The organism is Microbacterium sp. che218 (assembly GCF_040436305.1).
Classification (GTDB): domain Bacteria; phylum Actinomycetota; class Actinomycetes; order Actinomycetales; family Microbacteriaceae; genus Microbacterium; species Microbacterium algihabitans.
The window spans coordinates 1,324,799-1,350,673 of record NZ_AP031501.1 but is presented as its reverse complement, the minus strand read 5'-3'; the positions used below and the strand labels follow the sequence as shown (position 1 = coordinate 1,350,673).

The window sequence follows — 25,875 nt, the reverse complement described above, 5'->3', positions numbered from 1 at the left end:
CGCCGAGGGAGCGCTCCTGCGCCGCGGGGGTCCGCGCCGATACGATGTGGGGATGACGCGCGTCGCCCTCATCGATGACCACGAGTCGGTCCGGCTCGGGCTGGAGGCCGCCCTCGCGCGCACCGAAGCGACCGAGGTGGTCTTCTCGGGTGCCAACGTCGCCGCGTACCTCGACTGGCGCCGCGCCACCGTCACCACTCCGGCCGACGTCGTGGTGCTCGATCTCACGCTCGGCGACGGCACCACGGTGTCGGAGAACGTCGACCGCGTCGTGCGCGACGGCTCGAGCGTCATCATCCACAGCGTCGCCGACCGCGCCGCCGCGGTGCGCGAAGCGCTCGCCGCCGGCGCCGCCGGCATCGTCAGCAAGTCCTCTCCCACCCACGAGGTGCTCGGCGCCATCCGCACCGTCGCCCGCGGCGAACTGCTCGACAACGTCGAGTGGGCCAGCGCCGTCGAGGGCGACCGCGCCTTCGCCGATGCGCAACTGTCGACGCGCGAGCGCGAGGTGCTGCGGCTGTACGCCGCGGGCCTGCCGCTCAAGGCGGTCGCCGACCGGCTGGGCGTGGCCTACTCGACGGCCAAAGAGAACATCACCCGCGTCCGTGTGAAATACGTCGAGGTGGGGCGCCCGGCCCCCACCAAGGTCGACCTCCTGCGTCGGGCCATGGAAGACGGCATCCTGCATGACGCGCCCGATGACGCTCCCACCCATGGCTGAAACCGATCGGTCCGTGCTCGACGACGCGTGGGGGCGCATCCCCCACACCCGAGAGGGGCAGGCGGAGCAGGGATCGTTCACGCAGACGCGCATCGAACGCGTCATCACCCTCATCGTCGGCCCGGGTTCGCTCGTGCTCGGCGCCCAGGCCTTCGCCGCGGCCTTCGGCCCCGGAGACGAGGCCGAGGGGTGGCACGTGCCCCTGGTGCTGGCCGTGTTCCTGCCGCTGCTCGCGATGATCGTCGCGTGCACGATCGGGCGCTTCGCGCGCGTGTTCTCGGGCATCTTCGCCGTGGTCTTCGTGCTCGCCCTTGCCCTGTGGCCGATCGCGACGGCGGGTGGGCCCCCGCCCGCACCCACCGAGAATCCCTGGATCTTCTACCTCATCAATGTCGCCACCGTGGCCACGGTGGTGGCCTTCCCGATCTCGCTGCAGATCACCTGGACGGTGGCGGCCCCTCTGCTGTTCGGCGTGGTGCGTCTCGTGCAGGCGGGCGGGCGCAGCGAGTTCATCCTGCCGATCGCGCTCGATGTGACCTTCGCCCTCATCCTCGGCAGCGTGCTGCTGACGCTGGGCTGGATGTACCGCTCGATCGCCGCCAACGTGGATCAGGCGCGCGCCTCCGCAGTGTCGAGCTACGCGTCGGCGGCGGCCACGGCGGCCACCGAGCACGAGCGCGTGGCGGTGGCCGCCCTCATGCACGACAGCGTGCTCGGCGCGCTGCTGGCCGCGGAGCGCGCCGCGACCCCCCGCGAACGCACGCTCGCGGTGAGCATGGCCCGTGAGGCGCTGACCCGTCTCGCCAACGCCGAGAAGGATCCCCTCGAGGGCAGCGACGAGCCCGTCGCCGCGCTGCGGTTGGCCGACGACCTCGAGGCGGCCGCCCGCGAGCTGGGCGTCGAGCTGACCGTCGCCCGTGCCGTCGAGGAAGGCACCCCGCGCGTGCCCGGCCGCGTCGCCCGCGCTCTGGTGCTGGCCGCGCTGCAGGCCGTCGCGAACGCCGTGCAGCACGCCGACGCGCAGGGGCTCACCGTGCTGTTGACCGGCTCCACGACCCCGGGCGGAGTGGCGGTGCGCGTTCGCGACACCGGACCCGGATTCGATGTCGCGGCGATCCCGGCCGATCGTCTCGGCATCCGCGGCTCGATCGACGCCCGCCTCGCCGCGGTCGGTGGGCGCAGCGAGATCGACTCCCACGCCGGGGGCACCACCGTCACCCTCGAGTGGGAGAGCGGTGACCGCTGGTGACCGTCCGCTCCATCCTCTCCGTCATCGGGCTCGCCTTCACGGCCTATCTCGCCGCCCGCGGCCTCATCTGGACCTCGCCCGACACCGTGGTGCGCGGATGGCTGCTGGTGGGCGCCCTGTTCCTCTACCTGCCGGTGACCTGGCTGTGGATCTTCGCGATCGGTGCGCGCGACCGGCGCGCCGAGGTCTCGTCGAACGCTCCGGCGCGGCTCCCCGGGTGGGGCGTCGCCCTCGCCCTCGTCGTGGCCGTCCTCGTGTCGAACGCGCCGTTCCTCGCCGTCACGGCCGAGGGACGCGCCCAGCCCTTCGTCACCTGGGTGATCGGCGGGATCGGCGCGCTCATGACCATCGTCATGGTGCGCCGCCGCCCCGTGGTCGCGTGGACGGGCATGGCGATCCTCGCGGTGTCGACCTCGCTGTGGCTCGGCCCTCTCGAGGCCCTGAGCCTCGGGCTCGTGGGGTCGATCGTCTGGGTGTCGGCCGCGCAGCTGGTCATGATCGCCCTCGACCGGGCGGCGCGCGACGCCGAGCATCTTGCCGAGCTGCAGCAGGCGGCATCCGCGTGGCAGGCCTCGCAGAGCGGCCGCCAGCGCGAGCGCCGCATCCACGTGCAGCGGGCTCTGCAGGCGGCGGGGCCGATCCTCGCGCGCACGATCGAGAACGGCGGCAACCTCCGTTCCGCCGACAAGGAGGCCGCGCGTCGCGCCGAGGCGAGCCTGCGCGACGAGCTGCGCGGCAATCGCCTCCTCGACGACGTCGTCCGCTCGGAGATCGACGCCGCGCGGCGCCGCGGAGCGATCGTCAACCTCTTCGACGAGGGCGGGCTCGAAGGGATCCCCTCGGTCGACCTCGATGCGATCCGTGCCGAGTTGGCCGGGGTGCTGCGCGAGGCGGTGTCCGACCGCGTGATCATCCGCACCTCGCCGCACCACGAGATCGCCGTCACGGTGGTCGGACGCTCGAACGCCGACCAGGCCGGCGGCGATGACGACCACGTCGACCTCTGGCACGAGATCCGCCGCCCGCGCTGACCTCGCACCGACGGCGAGGTCCGAGCGCCGACTCCGGCGGTGGACGTTTCCGGATGCCGGCGCGCCCGCGCCCGCGGGACCGGGGCCTCCGGCTGCGCGCCCGACCCACGGGGCAGACCCGGGGGGAGGCCGTCGACGCAGCGGGGAAGAGGATGGGGTGAGGGGCGGCGATACGCCGACCCCTCACCCGGGCGAACGGTTACCCGAAAACCGTCCGCGCGGCCGAATCCGGCTCGAAGGAGCGGTCCGACCGAACGCGTGATGCGTTCCAGCTCCTCCAGTATTCGCGACGGTCAACGCGGCGTCTGTAGGTATTTCGGGGGACACTTCCCGTCCGAGCGGTCAGCCCGTGAAGCCGTGCCACCCCGCGGAGCGGTTCAGCGGCGCACGCAGACCTCGGGCCGAGAGCTCCCACCGCGAGCGGGGCGCGTCGTCGGGCGCCGTGGCATCCGCCACCTCGCGCAGGTACGCCTCGCTGACCACGACGATCGCCGCGGCCAGCTCCTCTTCGGTCGGGGTTCCGCGCACGACCTCCGCCACAGCGGGCGGCAGGTCGGCGGCGGATGCGGCGTCGGTCACAGCGGGATGTTCCCGTGCTTCTTGGCGGGCAGGCTCGCGCGCTTGTTGCGCAGCGCCCGCAGGGCCTTGGCGATCGAGACGCGCGTCTGCGCCGGCTCGATGATGCCGTCGAGCTCGCCGCGCTCGGCCGCCAGGAACGGCGACGCCACGTTGTAGGTGTACTCGTTGGCCAGGCGCGTGCGCACGGCCGCGACGTCTTCGCCGGCCTCTTCGGCGCGCTTGATCTCGCCGCGGTAGAGGATGTTGACCGCGCCCTGACCGCCCATGACGGCGATCTCGGCGGTGGGCCACGCGAGATTGATGTCGGCGCCCAGCTGCTTCGAGCCCATGACGATGTAGGCACCGCCGTAGGCCTTGCGCAGGATCACCGTCACCAGCGGCACGGTGGCCTCGGCGTACGCGTACAGCAGCTTCGCGCCGCGGCGGATGACGCCGGTCCACTCCTGGTCGGTGCCGGGGAGGTAGCCGGGCACGTCGACGAGGGTGACGATCGGCACCGAGAACGCGTCGCAGAAGCGCACGAAGCGGCTGGCCTTCTCGCCCGCGTCGATGTTGAGGGTTCCGGCCATCTGCGAGGGCTGGTTGGCGATGATGCCGACCGTGCGGCCCTCGATGCGGCCGAAACCGATCACGATGTTGGGCGCGAACAGCGGCTGCACCTCGAGGAACTCCGCCGCATCCACGATGCCGTCGATCACGGTGTGGATGTCGTACGGCTGGTTCGGGGAGTCGGGGATGACGGTGTTCAGCGAGCGATCGGCATCCGTCGTCTCGAACTCGAACGGCGTCTCGTACACCGGGATCTCGGCGAGGTTGTTGTCGGGCAGGTAGCCGATGAGGCCGCGCGCGTAGTCGATCGCGTCGTCCTCGTCGTCGGCGAGATAGTGCGCGACGCCCGAGCGGGTGTTGTGGGTGTGGGCTCCGCCGAGCTCCTCCATGCCGACGTCTTCGCCGGTGACGGTCTTGATGACGTCGGGGCCGGTGACGAACATCTGGCTGGTCTTGTCGACCATGATGACGAAGTCGGTGAGGGCGGGGGAGTACACCGCTCCACCGGCGGCGGGTCCCATGATGATCGAGATCTGGGGGATGACTCCGGATGCCGCGGTGTTCAGGCGGAAGATCTCGCCGTACTTGCCGAGGGCGACGACGCCCTCCTGGATGCGGGCTCCGCCGGAGTCGAGGATGCCGATGATCGGGATGCCGCTGCGCAGCGCCAGCTCCATGACCTTGATGATTTTGTCGCCGGCGACCTCGCCGAGCGAGCCGCCGAAGGTCGAGAAGTCCTGCGCGTACACCGCGACGGTGCGGCCGTGGATCGTGCCGGTGCCGGTGACGACCGAGTCGCCGTAGGGGCGCGACTTGTCCATGCCGAACGCGGTGGTGCGGTGGCGCACGTACTCGTCGAGCTCGACGAAGGAGCCGGGATCGACCAGCATCTCGAGCCGCTCGCGGGCGGTGAGCTTGCCCTTCGCGTGCTGCTTGTCGCGGGCGGCGGCTTCGGCATCGACGACCGCCTCCTGGAACCTGCTGCGCAGGTCGGCGATCTTGCCGGCGGTGGTGAAGAGATCGGGCTGGTCGGTCACGCTTTCCACCCTAGCGACAGCGTCGGCGCGCACGTTGGAGGGTGCGCACAAGCGAACCGGCGAGGCGCTGTGGCATCCGGCCATCGCGGCACGAAGGGGGCGATGCCGTCGGCGCAACCGGATGCCGCGCACCGGGCCGGTTGCCTAGGGTGTGCTCATGCCGATCCCCGCAGCCGGATACCCGCTCGCCGCCGCCCACAGCCCTCGCCTCCAGGTCGTCGAGACCACCGACTCCACGAACGCCGACGTCGTCGCCGCCGTCGCCGCCGACCCCGACGGGTGGCCGCACCTGTCGCTGCTCGTCACCGACGACCAGCGCGCCGGCCGCGGCCGCCTCGACCGGTCGTGGACGGCCCCCGCCGGAACGGCGCTCGCCGTGTCGGTGGTCGTCGACGCGACGATGGTCCCGCCCGCGCTGCGGGGCTGGATCCCCCTGGCGGCCGGCGCCGCGATGACGCGCGCGATCGGTCACCAGCTGACCGGCCACGGCGGCACCGCCGAGCTGAAGTGGCCGAACGACGTGCTCGTGGACGGGGGCAAGATCTGCGGCATCCTCGCCGAGGTCGTGCCCGGCGACCCCGACACGGTCGTGGTGGGCGCGGGAGTGAACACGCGCATGACCCGCGCCGATCTGCCCGTGACCACGGCGACCTCGTTCGCCGCGATCGGTGCCGAGTGCGACGACGACCAGCTCCTCGCCGACTACCTCGACGACCTGTCGAAGACGCTCGCCCGCCTGACCCACGACGACATCGACCGCGTCAACCGCGAGATCGAGAAGCTGTGCGTCACGGTGGGGCGCGAGGTCGCGGTGGCGATGCCCGACGGGACGACCCTGGCCGGCACCGCGGTGCGCATCGATCCCGACGGACGCCTGGTCGTGGCATCCGGAACGATCGAGACCATCGTCTCGGCCGGCGACGTCGTGCACGTGCGCTGACCCCGCGACCGATCGGGAACCATCCGCGCCCCTGCGGACATCCCCGGGTATGAACGATCCCGACCTCCTGCTGTGGCCGCGTGCGCGGGACGGCGATCGCGCCGCCTTCCGGGCGCTGTTCGACCGGCACGAGCAACGCCTGTTCCGCCATGCGGTGCGCCTGCTGAGCGTGCGCGAGGACGCGAAGGACGCCGTGGCGATCGCGTTCCTCGAGCTGTGGCGCAAGCGGCGCACCGTGCGGCTCGTCGACGGCTCGCCCCTGCCCTGGCTGTTGAACACCGTGACGAACACGGTGCGCAACCTCGAGCGGTCGGGTCGCCGCCACCGCCTCGCGCTCAGCCGGATCGATCACGATCCGCGTCACGCGGAGATCGCCGCGCGCGACGAGTCGGGCATCCTCGGCGTGCTGGCGACCATGCCGGTGCGCGATCAGCAGGTGCTCGTGCTCTCGGTGATGCAGGGCTACACCGAGGCCGAGATCGCCGCGGCGCTCGGCGTCGCGCCGGGCACCGTCAAATCCCGCCTCTCGCGGGCGAAGGCGCGCCTGCGCATCGCCGCGGACGGCCTCCACCCCCTCTCCGCCGAAGGAGCAGTGCGATGACGAACGACGACCACCTCACCCCTCGCGAGCGCACGTCGCTCTCGGACGCCATCGACGCCGGCATCGACAGCCTCGAGCACCGCCGGCGTCGCCGCACCCTCGCCCTGACGGGCGGCGCGGCGGCCGTGCTGGTCGCGGCCGTCGTGGGCACGTCGGTCTTCGCGAGCGGAGCGCTCTCCGGGGGCACGGTGGCGGCGACGCCCACCGTCATCGCCACCCTGACTCCGACTCCGACCCCGACGCCCGCGCCGACGACTCAGACGTCAACGCCGCCGGCCACCACGCCGCCGGCCCCCACGGTCCCGCCGACCGCGACCGCCGACCCCGGCGATCCCGCCCAGTGGCGGGTGACCGACGAGGGCATCGGACCGGTGATGCTGGGCGAGGGCATCCTCGACGCGGTGGCGGCATTCCCCGACGCCGCGACGTGTCGACCCGATGGCGACCCCGCGTGGATCGCCGAGAACGGCTCGCTGTGGCTCGTGCGCGACTACGAAGGCGATCCCGACACCGTCGGCGTCGTCTCGTGGGACCGCTACGACAACGACGCCCCCGACTTCACGGTGGGGCCGCGCACCGACCGCGGCATCGGCATCGGGGCGACCGAAGCCGAGGTGCGGGCGGCCTACCCCGACGCGCAGTACACCGTCATCGACGAGGGCCGGCTCATCGCCCGCGACGGTCTGGTGACGATGCGCACCCGCGACGGTGTGGTGGTGCAGCTGGCGGTCTCGCGAACGCTGCCGGGTGAGTACTGCGGGTGAGGTCCGCGTGGCATCGGGATCGCACAGGCTCCACCACGCACAATGAGAGCGTGACCCAGCCGTCGAGCTCGATCGGACGCCCGCGTACGCCGGCGCCGGGGGCCGCCGCGCCTGAACTGCGCATCGCGCGCCTGCGCTCCCACGCGCGGCGCCTGTCGCTCTCGGCCCTCGTGCTGATCGGCGTCGCGGGGGCCACCGCCTACTTCTACGACAACCTGCCCGAACCCTACGAGAACTGGATGCTGCTGACCGCGGCGGGTGCTCTCGTGCTGATGCTCGTGGTGGTGCCCTACCTCGTCTGGCTCTCGCACACGTGGACCATCACCACGCGGCGGGTGATCGAGCGCTCGGGGCTGTTCGGGACGAGCCAGCGCGAGATCTCGCACGTGCGCGGCTACGCGATCCAGATGCGGCGCGGGATCCTCCAGCGCCTGTGGGGAGCCGGCACCCTCAGCCTGTCGAATGGCGTCGAACCGCCGCTCCGGCTGAAGAACGTGCCGAACGCCGTGCTCGTGCACGAGACGCTCGTCGACCAGGTCGAGGTCAACCAGATCCTCGCGCACCGCGACTCGCAGACCTTCGGTTCGGGTTCGATCGACACCTGAGGCGCGCCGGGGCGTCGCGGTCTGCGGGTGGCGGTCCCTTCGACAGGCTCAGGGACCTCGGTGGCGCCGAGGCGACGCGGTCGGCGGGTTGCGGTCCCTTTGACAGGCTCAGGGACCTCGGTAGCGCCGGGGCGACGCGGGAGTGCGGCGGGTCGCGGTCCCTTCGACAGGCTCAGGGACCTCGGTGGCGCCGAGGCGACGCGGTCGGCGGGTTGCGGTCCCTTCGACAGGCTCAGGGACCTCGGTGGCGCCGGGGCGACGCGGGAGTGCGGCGGGTTGCGGTCCCTTCGACAGGCTCAGGGACCTCGGTGGCGCCGAGGCGACGCGGTCGGCGGGTTGCGGTCCCTTCGACAGGCTCAGGGACCTTGGCAGCGCCGCGGCCGGCTCGCATCGCCGCGCGCGGCCCGTCAGAATGGGAACCGACGGAAGGAGCGGCATGGCGCTGCGAGTCGGAGTGGTCGGTGGCGGACAGCTGGCGCGGATGATGATCGCGCCCGCCGTCGAGCTGGGTGTCGAGATCCGCGTTCTCGCGGAGACCGAGGGCATGTCGGCGGCGCTGGCCGCGACGGCCGTCGGCGACTACCGCGACGCCGAGACGGTGCTCGCCTTCGCCCGTGAGGTCGACGTCATCACCTTCGACCACGAGCACGTGCCGCAGGACGTGCTCGCCGCCCTCGTCGCCGCCGGTGTCGCCGTGCACCCCGGGCCGGCACCCCTCGGCGTCGCGCAGGACAAGCTCGTCATGCGCGCCAAGATGGCCGAGCTCGGCCTGCCCCAACCCGATTGGGCCGCCGTGTCCTCGGCATCCGATCTGCAGGACTTCCTCGACGCCCACGGCGGTCGTGCCGTTGTGAAGACCCCGCGTGGCGGGTACGACGGCAAGGGCGTGCGCGTCGTCTCGGCCGCGACCGAGGCCGATGACTGGTTCGCAGCTCTCGCCGAAGACGCAGGCGGCGGCTCGCTCCTGGTCGAAGAACTGGTCGACTTCACGCGCGAGCTGGCACAGCAGGTCGCGCGTCGCCCGTCCGGCGAGGTGCGCGCGTACCCCGTGGTCGAGACCGTGCAGCGCGGGGGAGTGTGCGCCGAGGTCGTCGCCCCGGCGCCCCGTGCGGACGCCCGCGTGCAGCGTGTGGCGGCCGAGATCGGCGTCGCGGTGGCCGAGGGACTCGGGGTGACGGGCATGCTCGCCGTCGAGCTCTTCGAGACCACCGACGAGCGCATCCTCATCAACGAACTGGCCATGCGGCCGCACAACAGCGGTCACTGGACCCAGGACGGCGCCGTCACCAGCCAGTTCGAGCAGCACCTGCGTGCGGTGCTCGACCTTCCCCTGGGGGCGACGGATGCCGTGTCCCCGTGGACCGTCATGATCAACGTGCTGGGCGGCCCGGCCGAGGGCGCCCTCGACGAGCAATTCGCCGGTGCCATGGCCGCGCACCCCTCGGCCAAGATCCACACCTACGGCAAGGATCCGCGCCCGGGCCGCAAGGTCGGCCACGTCAACGTCGTCGGCGACGACCTCGACGACGTCGTATACGAAGGACGAGCGGCGGCCGCGTTCTTCGAGTAAGCGCGCCGCTCCGCGATCTTTCAGCGGGCGCGCCTAGCCTGGACCGGTGACCCGGCCGCTGCATTCCTCCGAGACGCCCGTGGTCGGCGTCGTCATGGGCTCCGACTCCGATTGGCGCGTCATGGACGCCGCCAGTCAGGTGCTGACCGAGTTCGGCATCCCCCACGAGGTCGAGGTCGTCTCGGCCCACCGCACCCCCGACAAACTCGTGCGCTACGGCCGCGTGGCCCGGGGCCGCGGACTACGCGCGATCATCGCCGGGGCCGGGGGAGCGGCGCACCTGCCCGGTATGTTGGCCTCGGTCACCTCGGTGCCCGTGATCGGCGTGCCCGTGCAGCTGGCCACCCTCGACGGGCTCGACTCGCTGCTGAGCATCGTGCAGATGCCCGCGGGGATCCCGGTGGCCACCGTCTCGATCAACGGCGCGAAGAACGGCGGTCTTCTGGCCGCGCGGATCCTCGGCAGCGCCGACGCCGACATCGCGGACCGCGTCGAGGCCTACGCCCGCGACCTCGAACAGCAGGTGGAGGAGAAGAACCGCCGCCTGAAGGACTCCCTGTGACCCTCGCGGCTCCGCGCCCGCGCGCGCAGGAGCGACTGTTCGACGCACAGCCTCTGCGACACCCCGACGCCACCTCGACCGAGGTGATGACGCGCCGCGGGTGGTGGCTCGTCGTGCTGAACTTCGTTCTCCCCGGGTCGGCGCAGGTGGTGGCCGGCAATCGCCGACTCGGCCGGTTCGGGCTCGGCGCCACGCTGCTGATGTGGACCGTGCTCGTGCTGACCGGCCTGTTCGCGCTGCTGTCGCCGAGCGTGCTGTTCGCCCTCGCGACCGGGTCGTTCATCCCCGATTTCCTGTCGTGGTTCCGTCCGCTCCCGCTGACGATCGTGCAGATCGTGCTCCTCGCGTACGCGGCCCTGTGGGTCGTGCTCACCATCGACACCCTGCGGCTCGTACGACTCGTGCGGGTCGGGCCGATCGCGCGCATCGGCATGACGATCGTCTCGGTCGGTCTGCTCGTGCTGTCGGGCTCGGGCGCCGCCTGGGCCGCGCAGGCGGCCGGCACCACGAGAGACGCGTTCTCCCAGCTCTTCGCCCAGTCTGCGGCGGTGGTCCCGCCCTCCGACGGGTACTACAACATCCTGCTGCTCGGCGCGGACTCGGGCGAGGGCCGCGACTCCATGCGCTTCGACAGCATCTCGGTCGTCTCCATCAACGCCGACACCGGGGCGACGACGATCACCGGCATCCCGCGCGACATGCCGCACTTCCCCTTCGCGCCGGGACCCATGCAGGACGAATACCCGAACGGCCACACCGGCCACGCGAACGCGACGTGCGGCTGGGGCAGCGGCATCAATCAGCTGCGCACCGAGGTCGAGATCTGCCAGGACGGCAACAAGCTGTACCCCGGCACGAAGGAGCGCGGCAGCGAGCCGGGCATCGAGGCGACGAAGGATGGGGCCGAGGGGATCCTCGGCATCCAGATCCCCTACTACGTCCTGATCGACATGAAGAGCTTCGCCGACGTCATCGACGCGCTCGGCGGAGTCGACATCAACGTGCAGGAGCGCCTGCCCAAGGGCGGGCCCGCCTACGACGGCCAGCCCGTGGACGACTGGGCGTTCGGCTGGATCGAGCCCGGCCAGCAGCACATGGACGGCGACACGGCCCAGTGGTACGCCCGTTCGCGCTACACCACGAGCGACTTCGACCGCATGCGCCGTCAGCGCGAGCTGCAGGAGGCGGTCCTCTCGCAGTTCACCCCGCAGAACGTGCTGACGCACTTCCAAGAGGTCGCGAACAGCACCACCAGCCTCGTCGAGACCGACCTGCCGCAGGGCCTCATCGCCCCCACGCTCGTCAACCTCGCGCTCAAGGCGAAGGACCAGCCGGTCGGCACGCTCGAGCTCACCCCGGCGGGCGGTGTCGACGAGTTCGACCCCGACTACGCCCAGGTGCAGCAGATGGTGCACGACAAGCTGCATCCGCCGACCGAAACGGAGAGCCCCGCGCCGTGACCGTCACCCTCCGCGTCGTCCTCGATCAACTCGTCGCCCCGACCTCGCGTGATCTCGCCGAGGCGTCCGCGTCGCTGACCGAGGCGCTCGTCGCCACCGCCCCGCGCGGCTGCGACGTCGCCGCGATCGTGCCCGCCCCCGGCCTCGGCGACGGCCAGTCGATCGCCGGCCTCAGCTCCGAGACCCGCCTGGCCGTGCGTCGACGCGAGCTCGCGGCGTCGTGGCAGCTCGGGGTGGCGCCGGGGATCGGCAAGGGACTCATCCACTCGCCCACGGCCCTCGCCCCGCTCGTGCGCCACGATCGCGTCAACGAGACGCACCAGATCGTCGTGACCCTCTGGGAGCTGCGTGCGTGGGAGACGCCCGATGAGCTGCCGAAGTCCGAGGTCCTCGCCGCGCGCGCCCTGCTCTCGCGGATCGGCAAGCACGCCGACGCCGTGATCGTCCCGACGCACGCGATGGCCGAGCGTCTCACCGAGATGGCCAAGCCGAAGCTCGCGAAGAAGGTGCGCGTGCTGGGGGGAGCCCCCGCCGCGGGCCTGCGCGTACCGACCGACGCCGTGGGACGCCTGCGCCACCTCGATCTGCCGTCGTCGTTCATCGCCGCGGCCGGGACCGCCGCGGCATCCGACGATCTCTCCTCCGTCTTCGCCGCGATCGCCGAGGCGGGCGCCGACCTCGACGTCGTGGTCCTCGACGTGCCCGAGGGCGAGGAGGCCGCGGTGAGCGACCTCGCCGTCGCCGCCGGCCTCACGGCCGGGCGCGTGCACGCGCGGGGCTCGCTCGACGGCCTCGATCGCGCTGCGGTGCTCTCGCACGCCCGCGCCTTCGTGGCCGCAAGTTCCCGCACCGACTGGCCGTGGCGGGCCGTCGACGCCCTCGCGCTGGGCGTGCCCATCGTCGCGCTCGACACCCCCGTGCATCGGGAAGTGCTGGCGGATGCCGCGGCCTTCGCCACCTCCGACGAACTCGGCCCCGCCCTCGCGCGCGCCCTGGGCGACGACGCCGACCGGTTGCGCGTGCTCGCGGGCGACCGCGCGAAGGGCTTCGCCTGGCCGGCGTTGGCCGAGCGCGTGTGGGCCCTGCACGCCGAGCTCTGAGTCACGGCATCCGGATCAGCCCCCACCGGGGGTGAAACACGTGCCGTCTCCGCGTGGCCTCGCCGCGCGATCGGGTGAGGTTACTGGCGCATGAGCTCGACGGCGCGCTTGCTGTCGCCGTCGAAGGCCACGTTCCCCTCGCGCAGCAGGATGCCGCGACCGCACAGGTTCGACACCATGTCGAGGTCGTGGCTGACCACCACGAGCGTCTTGCCCGCGTCGTGCAGCTGACGGATCCGGGCCAGGCACTTCTGCTGGAACGGCTCGTCACCGACCGACAGGATCTCGTCGATCAGCAGCACGTCGACCTCGGTGTGGATCGCCACCGAGAACGCCAGGCGCAGGAACATGCCCGAGGAGTAGTGCTTGACCTCGGTGTCGATGAACTTCTCGATCTCGCTGAACGCGACGATGTCGTCGAAGCGCTCCTCGGTCTCGCGCTTGGTCATGCCGAGGATCGCGGCGTTGAGGAAGATGTTCTCGCGACCCGACAGGTCGGGATGGAAGCCGGCGCCGACCTCGATGAGACCCGCGACCCGCCCGCGGGTGCGCACCGCACCGCTGTCGGGGCTGAGCACGCCCGAGATGAGCTTGAGCATGGTCGACTTGCCCGAGCCGTTGAAGCCCAGCAGCGCCACCGCCTCGCCCTGCGAGATCGAGAACGAGACGCCGTCGAGCGCGTGGAAGTCGGTGGTGAGGGGCTTTCGGCGCACGGCCGCGAGGAAGGTCTCTTTGATGCTGTGCGTGTGGCGCAGCTTGAAGTCCTTGTGCACCTCGTCGACCACGACGCTCGGCTCGGTCATGGTGTGATCAGAGGTCCTGGGCAAAGCGACCCTCCAGACGGCGGAAGACGAGCTGGCCCACGAGGAGGAAGGTCAGCGAGACCACGACGGCGACGCCCGAGTACGCGAGCAGGCCGGGGAGGACCTGTCCGCCCTGCGGGTCGAGGGGGTACCAGACGCCGTAATGGAACAGCTCGACGGCGACGGTGAGCGGGTTCAGTCGGTAGAGCACGAACAACCAGTGCGGAACCTGGTTGGCGACCATCTCCCACTGGTACATCACGGGCGAGGCCCACACGGCGCACATGACGATGATCTCGACGAAGCTCTGCGCGTCGCGGAAGGTGACGTTGATGGCTCCGAAGAGCAGCCCCAGACCGGTCGCCAGCAGCGCGATGATCACGAGGGCGAGCAGCAGGGCCCCGATGTGCAGCAGAGTGGGCGCCCAGCCGAAGATCATCGCGATGATGAGCACCACGACGATCTGCGGCAGGGTGTTGACCGCGGCGATGAGCATGCTCGACACCGGGAACATCTCTCGCGGCAGATAGATCTTCTTGATCAGGGCGGCGTTGTCGATGAGCGAGCGGGTGCCGTTCGAGAACGCCTCGTTGAAGAAGGTGATGATCGTGTTGCCGGCGAGCAGGTAGATCGGGAAGAACTCGACCCGGCCGTTCATGCCGAGGAAGACGCCGATGGCCAGGAAGAACACGACGAACTGCACGAGCGGCTTGACGTACGACCACAGCCAGCCCAGGACCGACCCGCGGTAGCGGATCTGGATCTCTTTGCGGACGATCAGCGACAGGAGGTACCGCCGTCGGAAGACGTCGAGGAGTCCGACGCTTCCGCCCGGTTGCGTGAGCACGGAGGGCTCGGGCGATCTGCGGGACATTGCCCTCCTTGAGGCAGTGGATGGGGGGAGGGGCGGCGGGAAGCCCCGGCGCGGAACGGGCCGCCCTCGATCCTAACCGGTCGCCCACAGGGAGCCCCCCATGCGGGTTGCTAGGATCACCGGGTCGCCCCCCGCCCGACGAAGAAGGAACTCTCCTCGCTGTGAAACTCGAAAGCGTCCTGGGCCAACCGGCTCTCTTCCAGCTGACGGCGGAGGCGGACGTCCCCACCGAGCTGTCGGAGCGAGAGCGTCGACTGCTGGTCGGAGCGCTGAACTTCCACGCTCTCACCGCCCCGGGTCGCGAGATCGACGCGCACGTCTACGACGGCACGTGGGAGCTCGAGCCGCGCACGACCGACGACGCCACCTTCGACGGTCTGTCGCGCATCTTCCGCAAGCGCCTCTACAGCCTGCGCTTCCGCAGCACCGTCGAGCCCGAAGACCGCCGCCACATCCGCGCCGAGGCCGTCGCCGACGCGATGATCGATCTGCCGCAGCGCCACCTCTACGTCTCGAGCGACGCCGCCCTCGACTTCGACCCGCCCCGCCACCTCGCGCGCGATCCGCTGCGTCGCGTGCTGCGCGCGGTGCGCGCCCGCACCCCTCTGCTCTACGACGAGGCGCGCGACCTCGAGCTGCTGCGCCACCGCCGCAGCTACGCCAAGCCGGCCGCCCGTCGTCAGTACGACAAGGAGTTCACCGGCAAGGGCCATCACGCCACGAGCGAGATCGTGCCGGTCGGGCCCGCCGAAGAGGGGGCCATTCCCGCCGTCCTGATCGGCATCCACTGGTTCGAACTCGGCGGCGCCGAGCGCTGGGCGTTCGAGACCATCCGACTGGTGCGCGAAGCGGGCTTCCTCCCCATCGTGATCAGCGGCCGCGACTCCCACCAGCCGTGGATCACGCGCGCCGAGCTCGACGGCGCCGTCATCATCCCCTTCTCGGAGCACATCGCGCGCTCGCAGACGCCCGGCGTCGAGCAGCTGCTGCGCGGTCTGCTGCGCTCGTTCGACATCCGCGGCGTCGTGGTGCACCACAACCAGTGGCTGTACGACCGCCTGCACTGGATCCGGCGCTCGCGCCCCGACATCCCCATCATCGACTCGACGCACGTGATCGAGTACCGCGGTGGCGGCTTCCCCGTCTCGAGCGTGATGGTCGACGGCGTGATCACCGCGCACCACGTCATCTCCCCGTCGCTGAAGCGGTGGATGACGCAGGTGCAGGGCGTGCCCGCCTCGAAGGTGGTCATGGCGCCCCTCGGCGGCCTCACCGTCGCCCCCGGCGACGCGCAGTTCCGCCCGCGCCGCGACGGCACCCCCTTCACCGTGGCCTTCGTGGGACGCACGGCGCGGCAGAAGGCCCCCGAGGTCTTCGTCGAGATGGTCAACCGCCTCGGCGACGCCGCCGCGCAGATGCGCTTCATCCTGCACGGAGACGGCGACATGTCGGCCTGGATCGACGACATCATCCGCAACGAGGGCCTGGTCGACCGCATCGAGCGGCGCTCCTCCCGCGTGCCCGTCGACGACACCCTCGCCGAGAGCGACCTGCTCGTGGTCACCTCCCACAACGAGGGGCTGACCCTCACCACGCTCGAGGCGATCTCGCACGGCGTGCCGGTGGTGTCCACCGACGTGGGTGCGCAGTCCGACCTGGTCCCCGCGCGCGCCCTCGTGCCGCGCAACGTCCACCGCGCCGTGGCGGGTCTCGCCGACAAGGTGCGATGGCTCGCCGCCGACGAAGACGCGCGCCGCCAGCTGTGGACAGACGAACGAGAAGCAGAGAAGCGGCTCCTGGCCGCCCAGACGGCGAGCAGCTGGTTCGCACAGGAGGTGGGCTCATGGTGACGGTCGCCGCAGTCGTGGTCACGTTCAACCGACTCGAGAAGCTGAAGACGGTGCTCGCCTCGCTCGAGGCGCAGACGCACGCACCCGCGAAGGTGTTCGTCATCGACAACGCTTCGACCGACGGCACCGCGGCGTACCTGCTCGAGCGCGAGTGGACGCTGCCCTACGAGGTCGTGACGATGTCGACGAACTCCGGCGGAGCCGGTGGCTTCGCCGAGGGCATGGTGCACGGGTACGCCTCGGGCGCCGACCACGTGTGGATCATGGACGACGACTGCTACCCCCGCCCGGAGGCGCTGGAGGCGCTCGTGCGCGGCTTCGAGCAGTCGGTGGCGGAGCTCGGCGGCGACGTTCCGTTCGCGTGCTCGGTCGTCGAGTACATCGACGGCAACATCTGCGAGATGAACAACCCCGTCCCCACGTGGGACTGGGCGCGTCTGCTCGTCAAGGGGCAGTCCAACGTCATGGTCACGGCCTGCTCGTTCGTCAGCGTGCTGATCCCGCGCTGGGCGATCGCCGAGTACGGCCTGCCGTACCGCGACTACTTCATCTGGTTCGACGACCGCGAGTACACCCTGCGCCTCACGCGGCGGTGCCCGGGCGTGCAGGTGATGGACAGCGTCGTCGTGCACGACATGGGTGAGAACCGCGGTGTGAACTTCAGCATGGTGGATGCCAAGAGCGTGTGGAAGTTCGCGTACGGCGTGCGCAACGAGGCGTCGTACCAGCTGCACCACCGCGGCCTGCTGTACTTCCTCGAGTTCGGTGCGCGCCTGTTCGTCAGCCTGCACCGCGGACGCGTGTCGCTGCCCCTGCGGGCCAAGCTCCTCGCCCGCCTGTTCGCGGGCATCGGGTTCAACCCGAAGATCGAGTACCCCGAGCGTCGCCCGCAGCGCGAGCTCGCGGAGGAAGCGGCCGCGTGATCGGGGAGTGGTTCGCGGCCGTCCCCGCCCTGCTGGTGGCGGCCGCCCTCTTGATCGTGCCGGGCTACGCCGCCGCGCGCGCCGCGCGTCTGGGCGGCCTGCTCGCGTGGGCGGTCGCTGCCCCGGCGTCGCTGACCGTCATCGGCCTGGCCTCCCTGGTGGCACCGCTCATCGGCATGCCGTGGTCGATCGTGCCCGTGCTGGTCCTGGCGGTCGTGGTGATCGCGATCGCAGCCGTGGTGGGCTTCTTCTTCCGCGCCGGGCGCTCGGCATCCGCCGTCTCCGTCCCGTGGGCGTCGGTCGCGACCATCGGCGGACTTGTCGTGGGCGCGGTGCTGCTCACCGCGCAGCTCGTGTACGTCGTGGGCGCCCCGAGCGACTTCTCGCAAAGCTTCGACAACGTCTTCCACCTCAACGCGACGCGCTTCATCCTCGACACCCAGAACGCCTCGCCGCTGCACGTGGGCCAGATGACGAGCCCCTCGGGTGGCGTACCGTTCTACCCGGCCGGGTGGCACGCGAGCGTCGCTCTCGTCGTACAGCTCGTCGGCTGCTCGATCCCCGTCGCCTCCAACGCGGTGATGATCGCCGGCGCCGCCCTCGTCTGGCCCGCCGGCGTGGTGCTGCTCTCGGCCACCGTCTTCGGTCGTCGCCCCGTCGTGCTGGCGGCCGCGGGCGTGCTGGCGGCCGGGGTTCCGGCCTTCCCGCTGCTGATGATCGACTACGGCGTGCTGTACCCGTTCTTCCTCGCGGTGTGCGCCCTGCCCGCGGTTCTCGCCGTGACCTTGTCGGCACTCGGCCTGCGCGCGCCCGAGAACGGCGCGTCGCGCGGTGTCGTCGTTCTCTTCCTCGTCGGCTCGCTGCCGGGCCTGGCGCTGTTCCACCCCGGTGCCTTCGTGGGCTGGCTGTTCGCGGGCACGCTCGCGCTGCTCTTCGCCGTCTTCGCCTACCTGCGCACCCGGCCCGCGCGACGCGACGCGATCCTCGTGCTGTCGGGCTCGGCGGTCTGGCTCGTCGTCGCGTTCGTCGCCTGGCGCATCCTGCGCCCGCCGCTCGAGGCGCGCGGGTGGCCCATCACCGAGACGCTCGGTCAGGCCGTGGGCGAGGTCGCCACGCTCGGCCTGTCGGGCGGAGCCGTGCCCATCGTGCTCGCCGTGCTGATGTGGATCGGCGTCATCGCCGCGGTCCGCTCGCGCCGGCTGATCGAGGTGTACGCCCTGGTGACGCTGGTGGTGTTCGCGGTGCTGTACATCGCGGCATCCGCGTTCCCCTGGGGGAACTTCCGCGATCTGCTGACGGCGGCCTGGTACAACAACGCCCCGCGTCTGGCCGCGTTGATCCCGCTCATCGCGATCCCGCTCGCGGCCTACGGCGTCGCCGTCGTCGCCGCCGTGCTGGCGCGTCTGGTGCAGCGCACCTCGATGACTCCGCGCGCCGCCGTCGCCGCCCTGGTCGCCGTCGCGGTGGTCGTGGTCGGTGCCAGCCAGCTCGTGGCCGTGCGCGACGCGGTCGTGGGCGCGTCGGGAGGCTACCGCGTCACCCCCGACTCGGCCCTGGTGTCGACGGACGAGCTCGCGCTCATCGACAAGCTTCCCGAGCTCGTGCCCGAAGACGCCGTGATCGCGGGCAACCCGTGGACGGGAACGGGGCTGGCCTACGCCCTCGCCGACCGGCGCGTGCTCATGCCCCACCTGCTCATGGACGTCTCGCCCGACATGCAGGTCGTCAACGACGACCTGGTCGACGCCGACGACGACCCGAGCGTGTGCCCGGCGGTGGAGGCCACCGACGTCGACTATCTGCTCGATTTCGGTACGCACGAGGTGCACGGTGCGACCCATTCGTTCCCCGGCTTCGCGGGCGCCGCGAAATCGCCGTCCCTGCGGTTGGTCGACTCCGTCGGCACCGCCCGTCTCTACGAGGTGACCGCCTGTGGCCGCTGACGCCGTCGAGCCGATCGACATCATCGTGCCCTTCTGGGGCGGCCCGCAGCTGCTGTTCGACACGGTGGAGTCCGTCTTCGCGCAGACGGACCCGTCGTGGCGGCTGACCGTCATCGACGACTGCTATCCCGATGAGTCGGTGCCCGCGCACTTCGCTGCGATCGACGATCCCCGCGTCACCTATGTGCGCAACGAGCACAACCTCGGCATCACCGAGAACTACCGCGAGGCGATCCGTCGGGCCGAGTCCGAGCACCTCGTGATCCTCGGTTGCGACGACCTTCTGCACCCGACCTACCTCGAGGTGATCCGCTCGACCGTGCGGGCGGTTCCGGATGCCGATGTCATCCAGCCCGGCGCGCAGGTGATCGACGAGCACGGCACGGTCGTGCGTCCGCTGGTCGATCGCGTCAAGACGGGGCTGCTCGCGCCGCGCCGACGAGGCGACGGAGCGATCGCGGTGCTGCGCGGTGAGGCGATGGCGACGAGCCTCATCCGCGGGGACTGGCTGTACTGGCCCTCGCTCGCGTTCCGCACCGAGACCCTGCGACGCATCGACTTCCGCGAGGGGCTGCCGATCATCCAGGACCTCGCTCTGCTCATGGACATCGCGTTCGACGGGGGAGTGCTCGCCTACAACCCGAAGCTGGTGTTCTCGTACCGGCGTCACGGCGCCAGTGCATCGCAGAAGACTCTGCTCGACGGCCGACGCTTCCGAGACGAGCGCGCGTACTACCGCACCGCCCGCCAGCTCGCCGCCGCGAAGGGCTGGTCGCGCACGGCGAACACGGCGCGCGTGCGCGTGATGTCGCGCCTGCACGGCCTCGCCGAGCTGCCCGGCGTCATCCGGCACGGAACGAGTGCCGGGATACAATCGACCGTCGCGCACATCTTCGCGCTCTGAGCGGCGTCGGCCTCCCGTCGCACCGACCTCCAGGAGAACTCTTGCCCGATCACGTGCTCATCACCGGCGGCGCCGGGTTCATTGGCTCACGACTCGCGCGGCGCTTCGTCGACGCGGGGCACACCGTGACCGTCCTCGACGCGCTCATCCCGCAGGTGCACGGCGACGACCCCGCGACCACATCGCCGATGCTCCGCTCGATCGCCGACGACGTCGAGGTCATCCAGGGCACCGTGACCTCGACCGACGACCTGCGTCGCTCGTTGGTGCGCGCCACCGTCGTGGTGCACCTGGCCGCCGAGACCGGCACCGGCCAGTCGATGTACGAGATCGACCGCTACGTCGAGACCAACGTAGGCGGCACCGCCAAGCTGCTCGACCTGTTGACGAACGAGGAGAACGACGTCCACCGCCTCGTCATCGCCTCGTCGCGGTCGATCTACGGCGAGGGCGCGTACCGCACCGCCGACGGCCGCACCGTCTACCCGTCGCACCGGGCCGACGCCGACATGGCCGCCGGCGACTTCGAGGTGCACGTCGAGGGCGAGGACGCCCTCGAGCTCATCCCCACGGGGGAGGACGCCCGCCTGCACCCCTCGTCGGTCTACGGCATCACGAAGCAGATGCAGGAGTCGCTGATCATGACGGTCGCGCCCACGATCGGCATCCAGCCGGTCGCCCTGCGCTACCAGAACGTGTACGGCCCCGGCCAGTCGCTGAAGAACCCGTATACGGGCATCCTCTCGATCTTCTCGACCCTCATCCGCCAGGGCAAAGAGATCAACATCTTCGAAGACGGCCTCGAGAGCCGCGACTTCGTCTACATCGACGACGTCGTCGAGGCCACCTTCCTCGCCGCGACCCACGACGCGGCCGGCGGGCACGTGCTCAACGTGGGCTCGGGTGTGGCCACCACCGTCCACGACGTGGTCTCGGCGTTGTTCGCGGCGTTCGGCACCGAGGTGCCCACGCGCGTCTCGGGCAACTACCGCCTCGGCGACATCCGTCACAACTTCGCCGACACCACCGCCCTGCAGCAGCACCTCGGCTTCACGCCGTCGGTGTCGTTCCGCGACGGCGTCGAGCAGTTCGTGCAGTGGGTCCTCACCCAGCCGGTCGAGGGTGACAGCTACCAGCGTTCGCTCGACGAGATGGCCTCGCGAAACCTCCTGAAGTGAGCGTCGCCACCGCCCTGCGCGGGACGCCGTACCCCTATCGCGCGAACAGCCTCAACCTGTTCCGGCTGATCCTGGCCGCGCTCGTGCTCGTCGCCCACGCGTTCTACATCGCGGGGCGCGGCGAGGGTCCGCACCTGCACGGCGAGAACCTGGGCGGATGGGCGGTCGCGGGCTTCTTCGTGCTCTCGGGCTTCCTGATCACGCGCAGCCGTCTGCGCACGCCGCCGGGGGAGTACCTCCTGCACCGCATCGCCCGCATCTTCCCGGGTTTCGTGGTGTGCCTGGTCGTCACCGCGTTCGTCTTCGCGCCCGTCGCCGCCCTCATCGAGCACGGCACCCTGGCCGGGTTGCTCAGCACGCCCCTCACGCCGCTGCAGTACATCTGGGGCAACATCACGCTCTACATCGACCACTACTCGATCGGCACGACGCTGCAGTCGGTGCCCTATCCGGGAGCGTGGAACGGGTCGCTGTGGACGCTGTTCTACGAGTTCTGCTGCTACGTGCTCGTCTGGCTGCTGGGCGGTCTCGCCGTGTTCCGCCGGTCGCCGTGGCTCGCGGGCGTCGCGTTCGTGTTGAGCCTGCTGGTCTGGATCGGTGTGGAGCTCGCGCAGCGGTGGGGGCTCGACGAGAGCTTCTTCCTCCTCGCCAAGCTCGCGCCGTTCTTCCTCGGCGGGGCGTTCGTCTTCTTCATCGTCGAGCGCGCCGGCATCAACGCCTGGGTTGCGATCGGGGCCCTGGCCGTCGCGCTGGCCCTGATCTTCCTCGTGCCGCGCTGGGGCGGACAGGCGGCGGCGCCCTTCCTCGCCTACGGGCTGCTCTGGCTGTCGTCGGTCATCCCGCAACCGCGGTGGATCGCGCGCAACGACGTGTCGTACGGCTTCTACATCTACGCGTGGCCCGTGCAGCAGCTCGTCGTCCTGGTGGCGGGGGCGTCGATGTTCTTCCCGCTCTACATCCTGATCACCGTCGTGCTCACCTTCGCGCTGGCCTACCTGAGCTGGATCCTGGTCGAGCGCCGGGCGATGCGGTGGGTGCGCCCCTCCGCCGTGCCGGGGTCCGTCGCGGGGGCCGCCCGCGACGCGCAGCGCTCCTGACGTAGGCTGGCTGATCGTGCCCCGTGTGCTCGTCGACCTGCTGTCCTACTCCGGTACCAAGGGCGGGATGGAGACCTACACCCGCGACCTGTACCGCGCCCTCGGTGAACTCGACGACGACTACGAGTACATCGGCTATCTGAGCCGCGAGGGGGCGACGCTGGACCGCTCGTGGTTCCCCGGTCGCATCATCGAATCGGGCATCAGCGGAGAGAACCGATTCCAGTGGGCGTGGGGCGAGCTGACCCAGGTGGCCCGCGCCGCCCGCGCCGAGGGCGTCGATCTCGTGCACGCCCCCGCGACGCTCGGCCCGCGTCGCACCGCGATGCCGACCGTCGTGACGATGCACGACATGCTCTACTGGTCGCACCCCGAGTACATGTCGACCCCGCTGTACACCGCACCGGTGAAGTGGATGGAGAAGGTCGCCGCCCGCAACGCGGCGCGCATCGTCACCATCAGCCCGACCTCGGCCGGTGAGATCGTGCGCTTCCTCGGTGTGCCCCGCGACACCCTCGACGTGGTGCCGCTCGCGGGGAGCTCACCGACCGGCGTCGATCGATCGCGCGCGGGCGAGGCGGGGCCGTTCATCCTGGCCATGGGCAATCGTCGCCCCCACAAGAACTGGGGCGCGCTGATCCGTGCCATCGCGCTGATCCCTGCTGAGCGCCGGCCCCGCGTGATCATCACCGGAGGGCGCGGTGACGACCCGCTGACGGCGGAGGTCGACGCGACCGGCATGCACGACTGGGTGCAGCTGCGCGGATGGGTCGACGACGCCGAGGTGGTGGAGCTCTACTCGACCGCGACCGCCCTGGCCATCCCGTCGCTCGCCGAGGGGTTCTCGCTGCCGACGCTCGAGGCGATGGGCGCGGGCGTGCCAGTGCTGCTCAGCGACATCGACGTGCACCGCTTCGTCGGAGGGTCCGCCGCGCGCTACTTCGATGCCCGCGATGACCGCTCCGTCGCCGCCGCCATCGACGAGGTCTGCTCGGACGCCGACCTGCGTCAGCGACTCAGTGTCGACGGGCTCGCGCGCGCGGCGGAGTTCACGTGGGAGCGCACGGCGCGCGAGACCCGGGCGAGCTTCGACGCCGCGCTCGGCCTCACGCGGTAGCAGCCGGGCGCCGGCGGGCAATGGTGACGGCGTGCACGACGACGCCGACGATCGGTCCCGCCACGAGAGCGACGAGAACGCGGGTCAGACCGTCGATCGGCACGAACAGCATCGCCACGGTGACAACGGATGCCGTCGCCCAGCCCGCCAGGTAGGCGGTGTGCCGCTGCGCCGAGAGCACCGCGGGTCCGGTGATGCAGAGCAGACCCGTCAGGCCCGCGCTGCCGACGATCGCGGCGTACGCGCCGGAGGGGAGCTCGTACCGGTCGCCGTACAGCAGCCCGACGACCCACGGACCCACGAACACCGCGAGCCCGGCGAGCACCGCGGTCAGGGCGAGCAGGCCCGCTCCCCACGTGAGCACGCGTCGACGCGCCTGCGCGGGGTGGTCGCGGAGGGTCACGACGAGATAGCTCTGCAGCGCGAGCAGGGGGATGACCAACGGTGCGCGCGTCAGCGTGATGACGAGGATCAGCGAGGCCAGCAGAGCGGCGTCGACGCCCAGCGGAGCGATACCGAGCAGGAACGGCAGTCCCGAGATCATCACACCCGTGGCGATCGAGGCCCCCACCGTCTGCAGGCTCTGGCGCAGCAGCACGCGAAGCGTCGCGTCGACCTCGACGCGGTTCCGGATGCCGCGCCCCGTGACGATCCACAGGATCGCGGCCGCGGCGGCGAAGGGCAGGGCGACGGCCCATCCCGTCACGGCGACGCCGAGGCCCAGCAGGACGGCGACACCGACAGTGATCGCGCGGAGCACGGCATCCGTCACCGTCATGCCGGCCACGCCGCGCCAATCGCGCACGCCGTACAGCGCCCCGCTGATCACGGCGACGAAGGTGTAGCCGACGGCGGCGGCCGCGAGCGCGGCGACGAGGGCGACGGTGTGGTCGCCAAACACGCGGGGCGCCCAGAAGAACGCGGACGCGGCGATGACCAGCGCCGCCCCGACCGCGTAGATCGAGGCGAAGCGCCGGAGGATCGGCCAGCCCCGACCCGTGTCGCTCGAGCGCGACGCGCGCGTGGTCTCCTGCTGCACGCCGGCCAGACCCGAGACGACCAGGTACACGACCGACCAGAAGACGCTGAAGACGACGTACTGCTCACCCGTGAGGAACGCCGGGACCGCGGCCTGGATCAGGTAGCCGAGGCCGCCGGCGACCACCGTCGCACCGAGGATCCAGGTGAGTCCGCCGCCGTTCGCGGGAGCCTGCGAGGGGGAGTCAGACACCCGTCTGCTCGATACCCGGCGTCGGACGCTCCGGCGTCGTCGGCTCGGGTGCGCGCGGCGCCGACGAGGTGTCGAGCGCGTCGACGCGCGCGGTGAGGTGCTCGAGCTGCGTGCGCAGGATGGTCACCTCTTCGGCGGTGCGCCGGATCTCGTCCTCGGCCTGGGAGAGCTCCCACGACAGGTGCAGGGCGACGGCGAGGAGCAGCACGATCGCGATCGCGAAGAGGAGGTTGGCGGGCAGCTCCACGCCGAGCACGCGGGTAAGTCCCTGCAGCAGCTGCGGGAAGATGCCCAGCACCAGCACGCCGAGGCCGATGACCAGCCACAGCGCCGCGTACTTCTCGCGCAGGCGGCGCGTGAGCAGGAGGGCCAGCACCACGACGATGAGGACGAGTGCCAGCACGATGCCGAAGAACACGATCACACCGGCCCCCGTTCCCGACCGGTGGGTCGTCGCATGATGGCCAGGCTCAGCGCGAACGCGGAACGCAGCAGGTAGACCGTGGATCCCCAGGCGCCCTGGCTGGGGCGTCCGAAGGCCCGCGGGCGCATCGCGACCGCGACCTGGGTGACGGTGAGGCCGGAGTGGCAGGCGGCGACGAGCGAGTCGAGCGTGTCGCCCAGGTACTCGGCGGGGTAGTACCGCACGTACTGCTCGATCGCGCGCGGGCCGGCGGCGCGGAAACCGCTCGTGACGTCGGTCAGGCGCGTCTTGGCGACGCGCGACACGATGGCCGCGAGCAGCTTCATCGCCCACTTGCGTGGTCCGCGCACCTGGTAGTCGCCGACATCGCTGAAGCGCGCGCCGATGGAGATGTCGGCGGTCTCGAGACCCGCCAGCACGCGGTCGATGTCGGCCGGGTTGTGCTGCCCGTCGGCATCCACCTGGATCGCACGCTCGTAGCCCATGCGCTTGGCATAGGTGAAGCCGGTGCGCATCGCGCCACCGACGCCGAGGTTGAACGGGAGCGACAGCACGATCGCGCCGGCCTCGCGGGCGACGGCGGCCGTGGCATCCATCGATCCATCGTCGACGACGGCCACGTCGTAGCCGCGACCCGTGGCGAGGATCTCGCGCACGGTCGTGCCGACGTTCTGCTCCTCATTCCATGCGGGAACGATGACGAGCACGGAGGAAGCGGGACGGGTCATGGTGCCTGAAGCCTATCAACCGGGCCTGTGCGCGC

25 protein-coding genes are annotated in these 25,875 nt (G+C 71.0%); 18 read left to right on the top strand and 7 right to left on the bottom strand.

The genetic code is table 11. The features are described 5' to 3' along the window. The first annotated feature begins 52 nt into the window (after positions 1 to 52). From ABXS86_RS06365 to ABXS86_RS06355, 3 genes are read left to right on the top strand one after another with little or no spacing between them, the layout of a single operon-like run. Positions 53 to 721, top strand: coding sequence for a response regulator transcription factor (locus ABXS86_RS06365; RefSeq protein WP_144828952.1), 669 nt, complete (start codon positions 53 to 55; stop codon positions 719 to 721). Next, the gene (locus ABXS86_RS06360) at positions 714 to 1,970 is read left to right on the top strand and encodes an ATP-binding protein (protein WP_307209654.1); all 1,257 of its coding nucleotides are present in this window, start codon (positions 714 to 716) and stop codon (positions 1,968 to 1,970) included. The genes ABXS86_RS06365 and ABXS86_RS06360 overlap by 8 nt, the downstream gene beginning before the upstream one ends. Beyond that, a complete protein-coding gene (locus tag ABXS86_RS06355; RefSeq protein WP_353665976.1) occupies positions 1,967 to 3,001 on the top strand; it encodes a hypothetical protein in 1,035 nt (344 codons plus the stop codon). Before ABXS86_RS06360 ends, ABXS86_RS06355 begins: the two co-directional genes overlap by 4 nt. 342 nt (positions 3,002 to 3,343) lie before the next feature. Here the strand turns inward: ABXS86_RS06355 and ABXS86_RS06350 are convergent, their stop codons facing one another. Together ABXS86_RS06350 and ABXS86_RS06345 are read right to left on the bottom strand one after the other, a co-directional pair. Beyond that, complete coding sequence (locus tag ABXS86_RS06350; RefSeq protein ID WP_251504516.1) at positions 3,344 to 3,580, bottom strand: acyl-CoA carboxylase subunit epsilon; 237 nt, start codon at positions 3,578 to 3,580, stop codon at positions 3,344 to 3,346. Beyond that, positions 3,577 to 5,166 (bottom strand): acyl-CoA carboxylase subunit beta, encoded by a 1,590-nt coding sequence (locus ABXS86_RS06345; protein WP_373459128.1) that lies wholly within the window; start codon positions 5,164 to 5,166, stop codon positions 3,577 to 3,579. Before ABXS86_RS06345 ends, ABXS86_RS06350 begins: the two co-directional genes overlap by 4 nt. A gap of 157 nt (positions 5,167 to 5,323) precedes the next feature. Here ABXS86_RS06345 and ABXS86_RS06340 point away from each other — a divergent pair, with 157 nt between their 5' ends. The 8 genes from ABXS86_RS06340 to ABXS86_RS06305 all read left to right on the top strand — a co-directional run bounded on the left by ABXS86_RS06340 (position 5,324) and on the right by ABXS86_RS06305 (position 12,768). Further along, positions 5,324 to 6,106 carry a biotin--[acetyl-CoA-carboxylase] ligase gene (locus ABXS86_RS06340; RefSeq protein ID WP_251504511.1) on the top strand — a complete coding sequence of 261 codons (783 nt, stop codon included), beginning with the start codon at positions 5,324 to 5,326 and terminating at the stop codon, positions 6,104 to 6,106. Positions 6,107 to 6,155: 49 nt separating this feature from the next. Then, entirely contained in the window at positions 6,156 to 6,707 is a 552-nt protein-coding gene (locus tag ABXS86_RS06335; protein WP_307209662.1) for an RNA polymerase sigma factor, read from the top strand. Next, on the top strand, positions 6,704 to 7,471 hold the full coding sequence (locus ABXS86_RS06330) for a hypothetical protein (RefSeq protein WP_307209663.1): 768 nt from the start codon (positions 6,704 to 6,706) through the stop codon (positions 7,469 to 7,471). The genes ABXS86_RS06335 and ABXS86_RS06330 overlap by 4 nt, the downstream gene beginning before the upstream one ends. A gap of 50 nt (positions 7,472 to 7,521) precedes the next feature. Beyond that, positions 7,522 to 8,076, top strand: coding sequence for a PH domain-containing protein (locus tag ABXS86_RS06325; RefSeq protein ID WP_307209665.1), 555 nt, complete (start codon positions 7,522 to 7,524; stop codon positions 8,074 to 8,076). 436 nt (positions 8,077 to 8,512) lie between these two features. Beyond that, positions 8,513 to 9,646 carry a 5-(carboxyamino)imidazole ribonucleotide synthase gene (locus ABXS86_RS06320; RefSeq protein ID WP_353665975.1) on the top strand — a complete coding sequence of 378 codons (1,134 nt, stop codon included), beginning with the start codon at positions 8,513 to 8,515 and terminating at the stop codon, positions 9,644 to 9,646. A gap of 94 nt (positions 9,647 to 9,740) precedes the next feature. Continuing rightward, positions 9,741 to 10,208, top strand: a complete 468-nt coding sequence (purE, locus tag ABXS86_RS06315; RefSeq protein ID WP_353666229.1) for a 5-(carboxyamino)imidazole ribonucleotide mutase — start codon at positions 9,741 to 9,743, stop codon at positions 10,206 to 10,208. Further along, complete coding sequence (locus ABXS86_RS06310) at positions 10,205 to 11,668, top strand: LCP family protein (RefSeq protein ID WP_353665974.1); 1,464 nt, start codon at positions 10,205 to 10,207, stop codon at positions 11,666 to 11,668. The genes purE and ABXS86_RS06310 overlap by 4 nt, the downstream gene beginning before the upstream one ends. Beyond that, a complete protein-coding gene (locus ABXS86_RS06305) occupies positions 11,665 to 12,768 on the top strand; it encodes a glycosyltransferase (RefSeq protein WP_353665973.1) in 1,104 nt (367 codons plus the stop codon). Before ABXS86_RS06310 ends, ABXS86_RS06305 begins: the two co-directional genes overlap by 4 nt. Positions 12,769 to 12,848: 80 nt before the next feature. On the opposite strand, the gene ABXS86_RS06300 is transcribed toward ABXS86_RS06305, so the two are convergent. Continuing rightward, a complete protein-coding gene (locus tag ABXS86_RS06300) occupies positions 12,849 to 13,571 on the bottom strand; it encodes an ABC transporter ATP-binding protein (RefSeq protein WP_353665972.1) in 723 nt (240 codons plus the stop codon). Positions 13,572 to 13,578: 7 nt separating this feature from the next. After that, positions 13,579 to 14,445, bottom strand: coding sequence for an ABC transporter permease (locus tag ABXS86_RS06295; protein WP_144828917.1), 867 nt, complete (start codon positions 14,443 to 14,445; stop codon positions 13,579 to 13,581). A gap of 161 nt (positions 14,446 to 14,606) precedes the next feature. Between ABXS86_RS06295 and ABXS86_RS06290 the strand changes: the two genes are divergently transcribed. From ABXS86_RS06290 to ABXS86_RS06260, 7 genes are read left to right on the top strand one after another with little or no spacing between them, the layout of a single operon-like run. Further along, positions 14,607 to 16,295: a glycosyltransferase gene (locus tag ABXS86_RS06290; protein WP_251504498.1), complete on the top strand. Its 1,689-nt coding sequence runs from the start codon at positions 14,607 to 14,609 to the stop codon at positions 16,293 to 16,295. Beyond that, positions 16,289 to 17,218, top strand: a complete 930-nt coding sequence (locus tag ABXS86_RS06285) for a glycosyltransferase family 2 protein (RefSeq protein WP_353665971.1) — start codon at positions 16,289 to 16,291, stop codon at positions 17,216 to 17,218. The genes ABXS86_RS06290 and ABXS86_RS06285 overlap by 7 nt, the downstream gene beginning before the upstream one ends. After that, positions 17,215 to 19,161 (top strand): DUF6541 family protein, encoded by a 1,947-nt coding sequence (locus ABXS86_RS06280; RefSeq protein ID WP_353665970.1) that lies wholly within the window; start codon positions 17,215 to 17,217, stop codon positions 19,159 to 19,161. The genes ABXS86_RS06285 and ABXS86_RS06280 overlap by 4 nt, the downstream gene beginning before the upstream one ends. Beyond that, positions 19,151 to 20,065 carry a glycosyltransferase family 2 protein gene (locus tag ABXS86_RS06275; protein WP_353665969.1) on the top strand — a complete coding sequence of 305 codons (915 nt, stop codon included), beginning with the start codon at positions 19,151 to 19,153 and terminating at the stop codon, positions 20,063 to 20,065. Before ABXS86_RS06280 ends, ABXS86_RS06275 begins: the two co-directional genes overlap by 11 nt. Before the next feature lie 41 nt (positions 20,066 to 20,106). Continuing rightward, positions 20,107 to 21,243 carry an NAD-dependent epimerase/dehydratase family protein gene (locus ABXS86_RS06270; protein WP_353665968.1) on the top strand — a complete coding sequence of 379 codons (1,137 nt, stop codon included), beginning with the start codon at positions 20,107 to 20,109 and terminating at the stop codon, positions 21,241 to 21,243. Beyond that, on the top strand, positions 21,240 to 22,340 hold the full coding sequence (locus tag ABXS86_RS06265) for an acyltransferase family protein (RefSeq protein ID WP_353665967.1): 1,101 nt from the start codon (positions 21,240 to 21,242) through the stop codon (positions 22,338 to 22,340). The genes ABXS86_RS06270 and ABXS86_RS06265 overlap by 4 nt, the downstream gene beginning before the upstream one ends. A 16-nt stretch (positions 22,341 to 22,356) precedes the next feature. Further along, positions 22,357 to 23,457 carry a glycosyltransferase family 4 protein gene (locus ABXS86_RS06260; protein WP_353665966.1) on the top strand — a complete coding sequence of 367 codons (1,101 nt, stop codon included), beginning with the start codon at positions 22,357 to 22,359 and terminating at the stop codon, positions 23,455 to 23,457. Here ABXS86_RS06260 and ABXS86_RS06255 read toward each other — a convergent pair. From ABXS86_RS06255 to ABXS86_RS06245, 3 genes are read right to left on the bottom strand one after another with little or no spacing between them, the layout of a single operon-like run. After that, complete coding sequence (locus ABXS86_RS06255; RefSeq protein WP_353665965.1) at positions 23,447 to 24,688, bottom strand: hypothetical protein; 1,242 nt, start codon at positions 24,686 to 24,688, stop codon at positions 23,447 to 23,449. The two genes, ABXS86_RS06260 and ABXS86_RS06255, sit on opposite strands and share 11 nt — an antisense overlap. After that, on the bottom strand, positions 24,681 to 25,112 hold the full coding sequence (locus ABXS86_RS06250; protein WP_353665964.1) for a DUF2304 domain-containing protein: 432 nt from the start codon (positions 25,110 to 25,112) through the stop codon (positions 24,681 to 24,683). Before ABXS86_RS06250 ends, ABXS86_RS06255 begins: the two co-directional genes overlap by 8 nt. Beyond that, entirely contained in the window at positions 25,109 to 25,840 is a 732-nt protein-coding gene (locus ABXS86_RS06245; RefSeq protein ID WP_307209693.1) for a glycosyltransferase family 2 protein, read from the bottom strand. The genes ABXS86_RS06250 and ABXS86_RS06245 overlap by 4 nt, the downstream gene beginning before the upstream one ends. Positions 25,841 to 25,875 lie beyond the last annotated feature (35 nt).

Bases quoted from the DNA above. Each gene is read 5' to 3' on its own strand.
- ABXS86_RS06365 (WP_144828952.1), top strand. From the start codon at position 53: ATGACGCGCGTCGCCCTCATCGATGACCACGAGTCGGTCCGGCTCGGG.
- ABXS86_RS06360 (WP_307209654.1), top strand. From the start codon at position 714: ATGGCTGAAACCGATCGGTCCGTGCTCGACGACGCGTGGGGGCGCATC.
- ABXS86_RS06340 (WP_251504511.1), top strand. From the start codon at position 5,324: ATGCCGATCCCCGCAGCCGGATACCCGCTCGCCGCCGCCCACAGCCCT.
- ABXS86_RS06335 (WP_307209662.1), top strand. From the start codon at position 6,156: ATGAACGATCCCGACCTCCTGCTGTGGCCGCGTGCGCGGGACGGCGAT.
- ABXS86_RS06330 (WP_307209663.1), top strand. From the start codon at position 6,704: ATGACGAACGACGACCACCTCACCCCTCGCGAGCGCACGTCGCTCTCG.
- ABXS86_RS06320 (WP_353665975.1), top strand. From the start codon at position 8,513: ATGGCGCTGCGAGTCGGAGTGGTCGGTGGCGGACAGCTGGCGCGGATG.
- purE (WP_353666229.1), top strand. From the start codon at position 9,741: ATGGGCTCCGACTCCGATTGGCGCGTCATGGACGCCGCCAGTCAGGTG.
- ABXS86_RS06300 (WP_353665972.1), bottom strand. From the start codon at position 13,571: ATGACCGAGCCGAGCGTCGTGGTCGACGAGGTGCACAAGGACTTCAAG.
- ABXS86_RS06295 (WP_144828917.1), bottom strand. From the start codon at position 14,445: ATGTCCCGCAGATCGCCCGAGCCCTCCGTGCTCACGCAACCGGGCGGA.
- ABXS86_RS06285 (WP_353665971.1), top strand. From the start codon at position 16,289: ATGGTGACGGTCGCCGCAGTCGTGGTCACGTTCAACCGACTCGAGAAG.
- ABXS86_RS06245 (WP_307209693.1), bottom strand. From the start codon at position 25,840: ATGACCCGTCCCGCTTCCTCCGTGCTCGTCATCGTTCCCGCATGGAAT.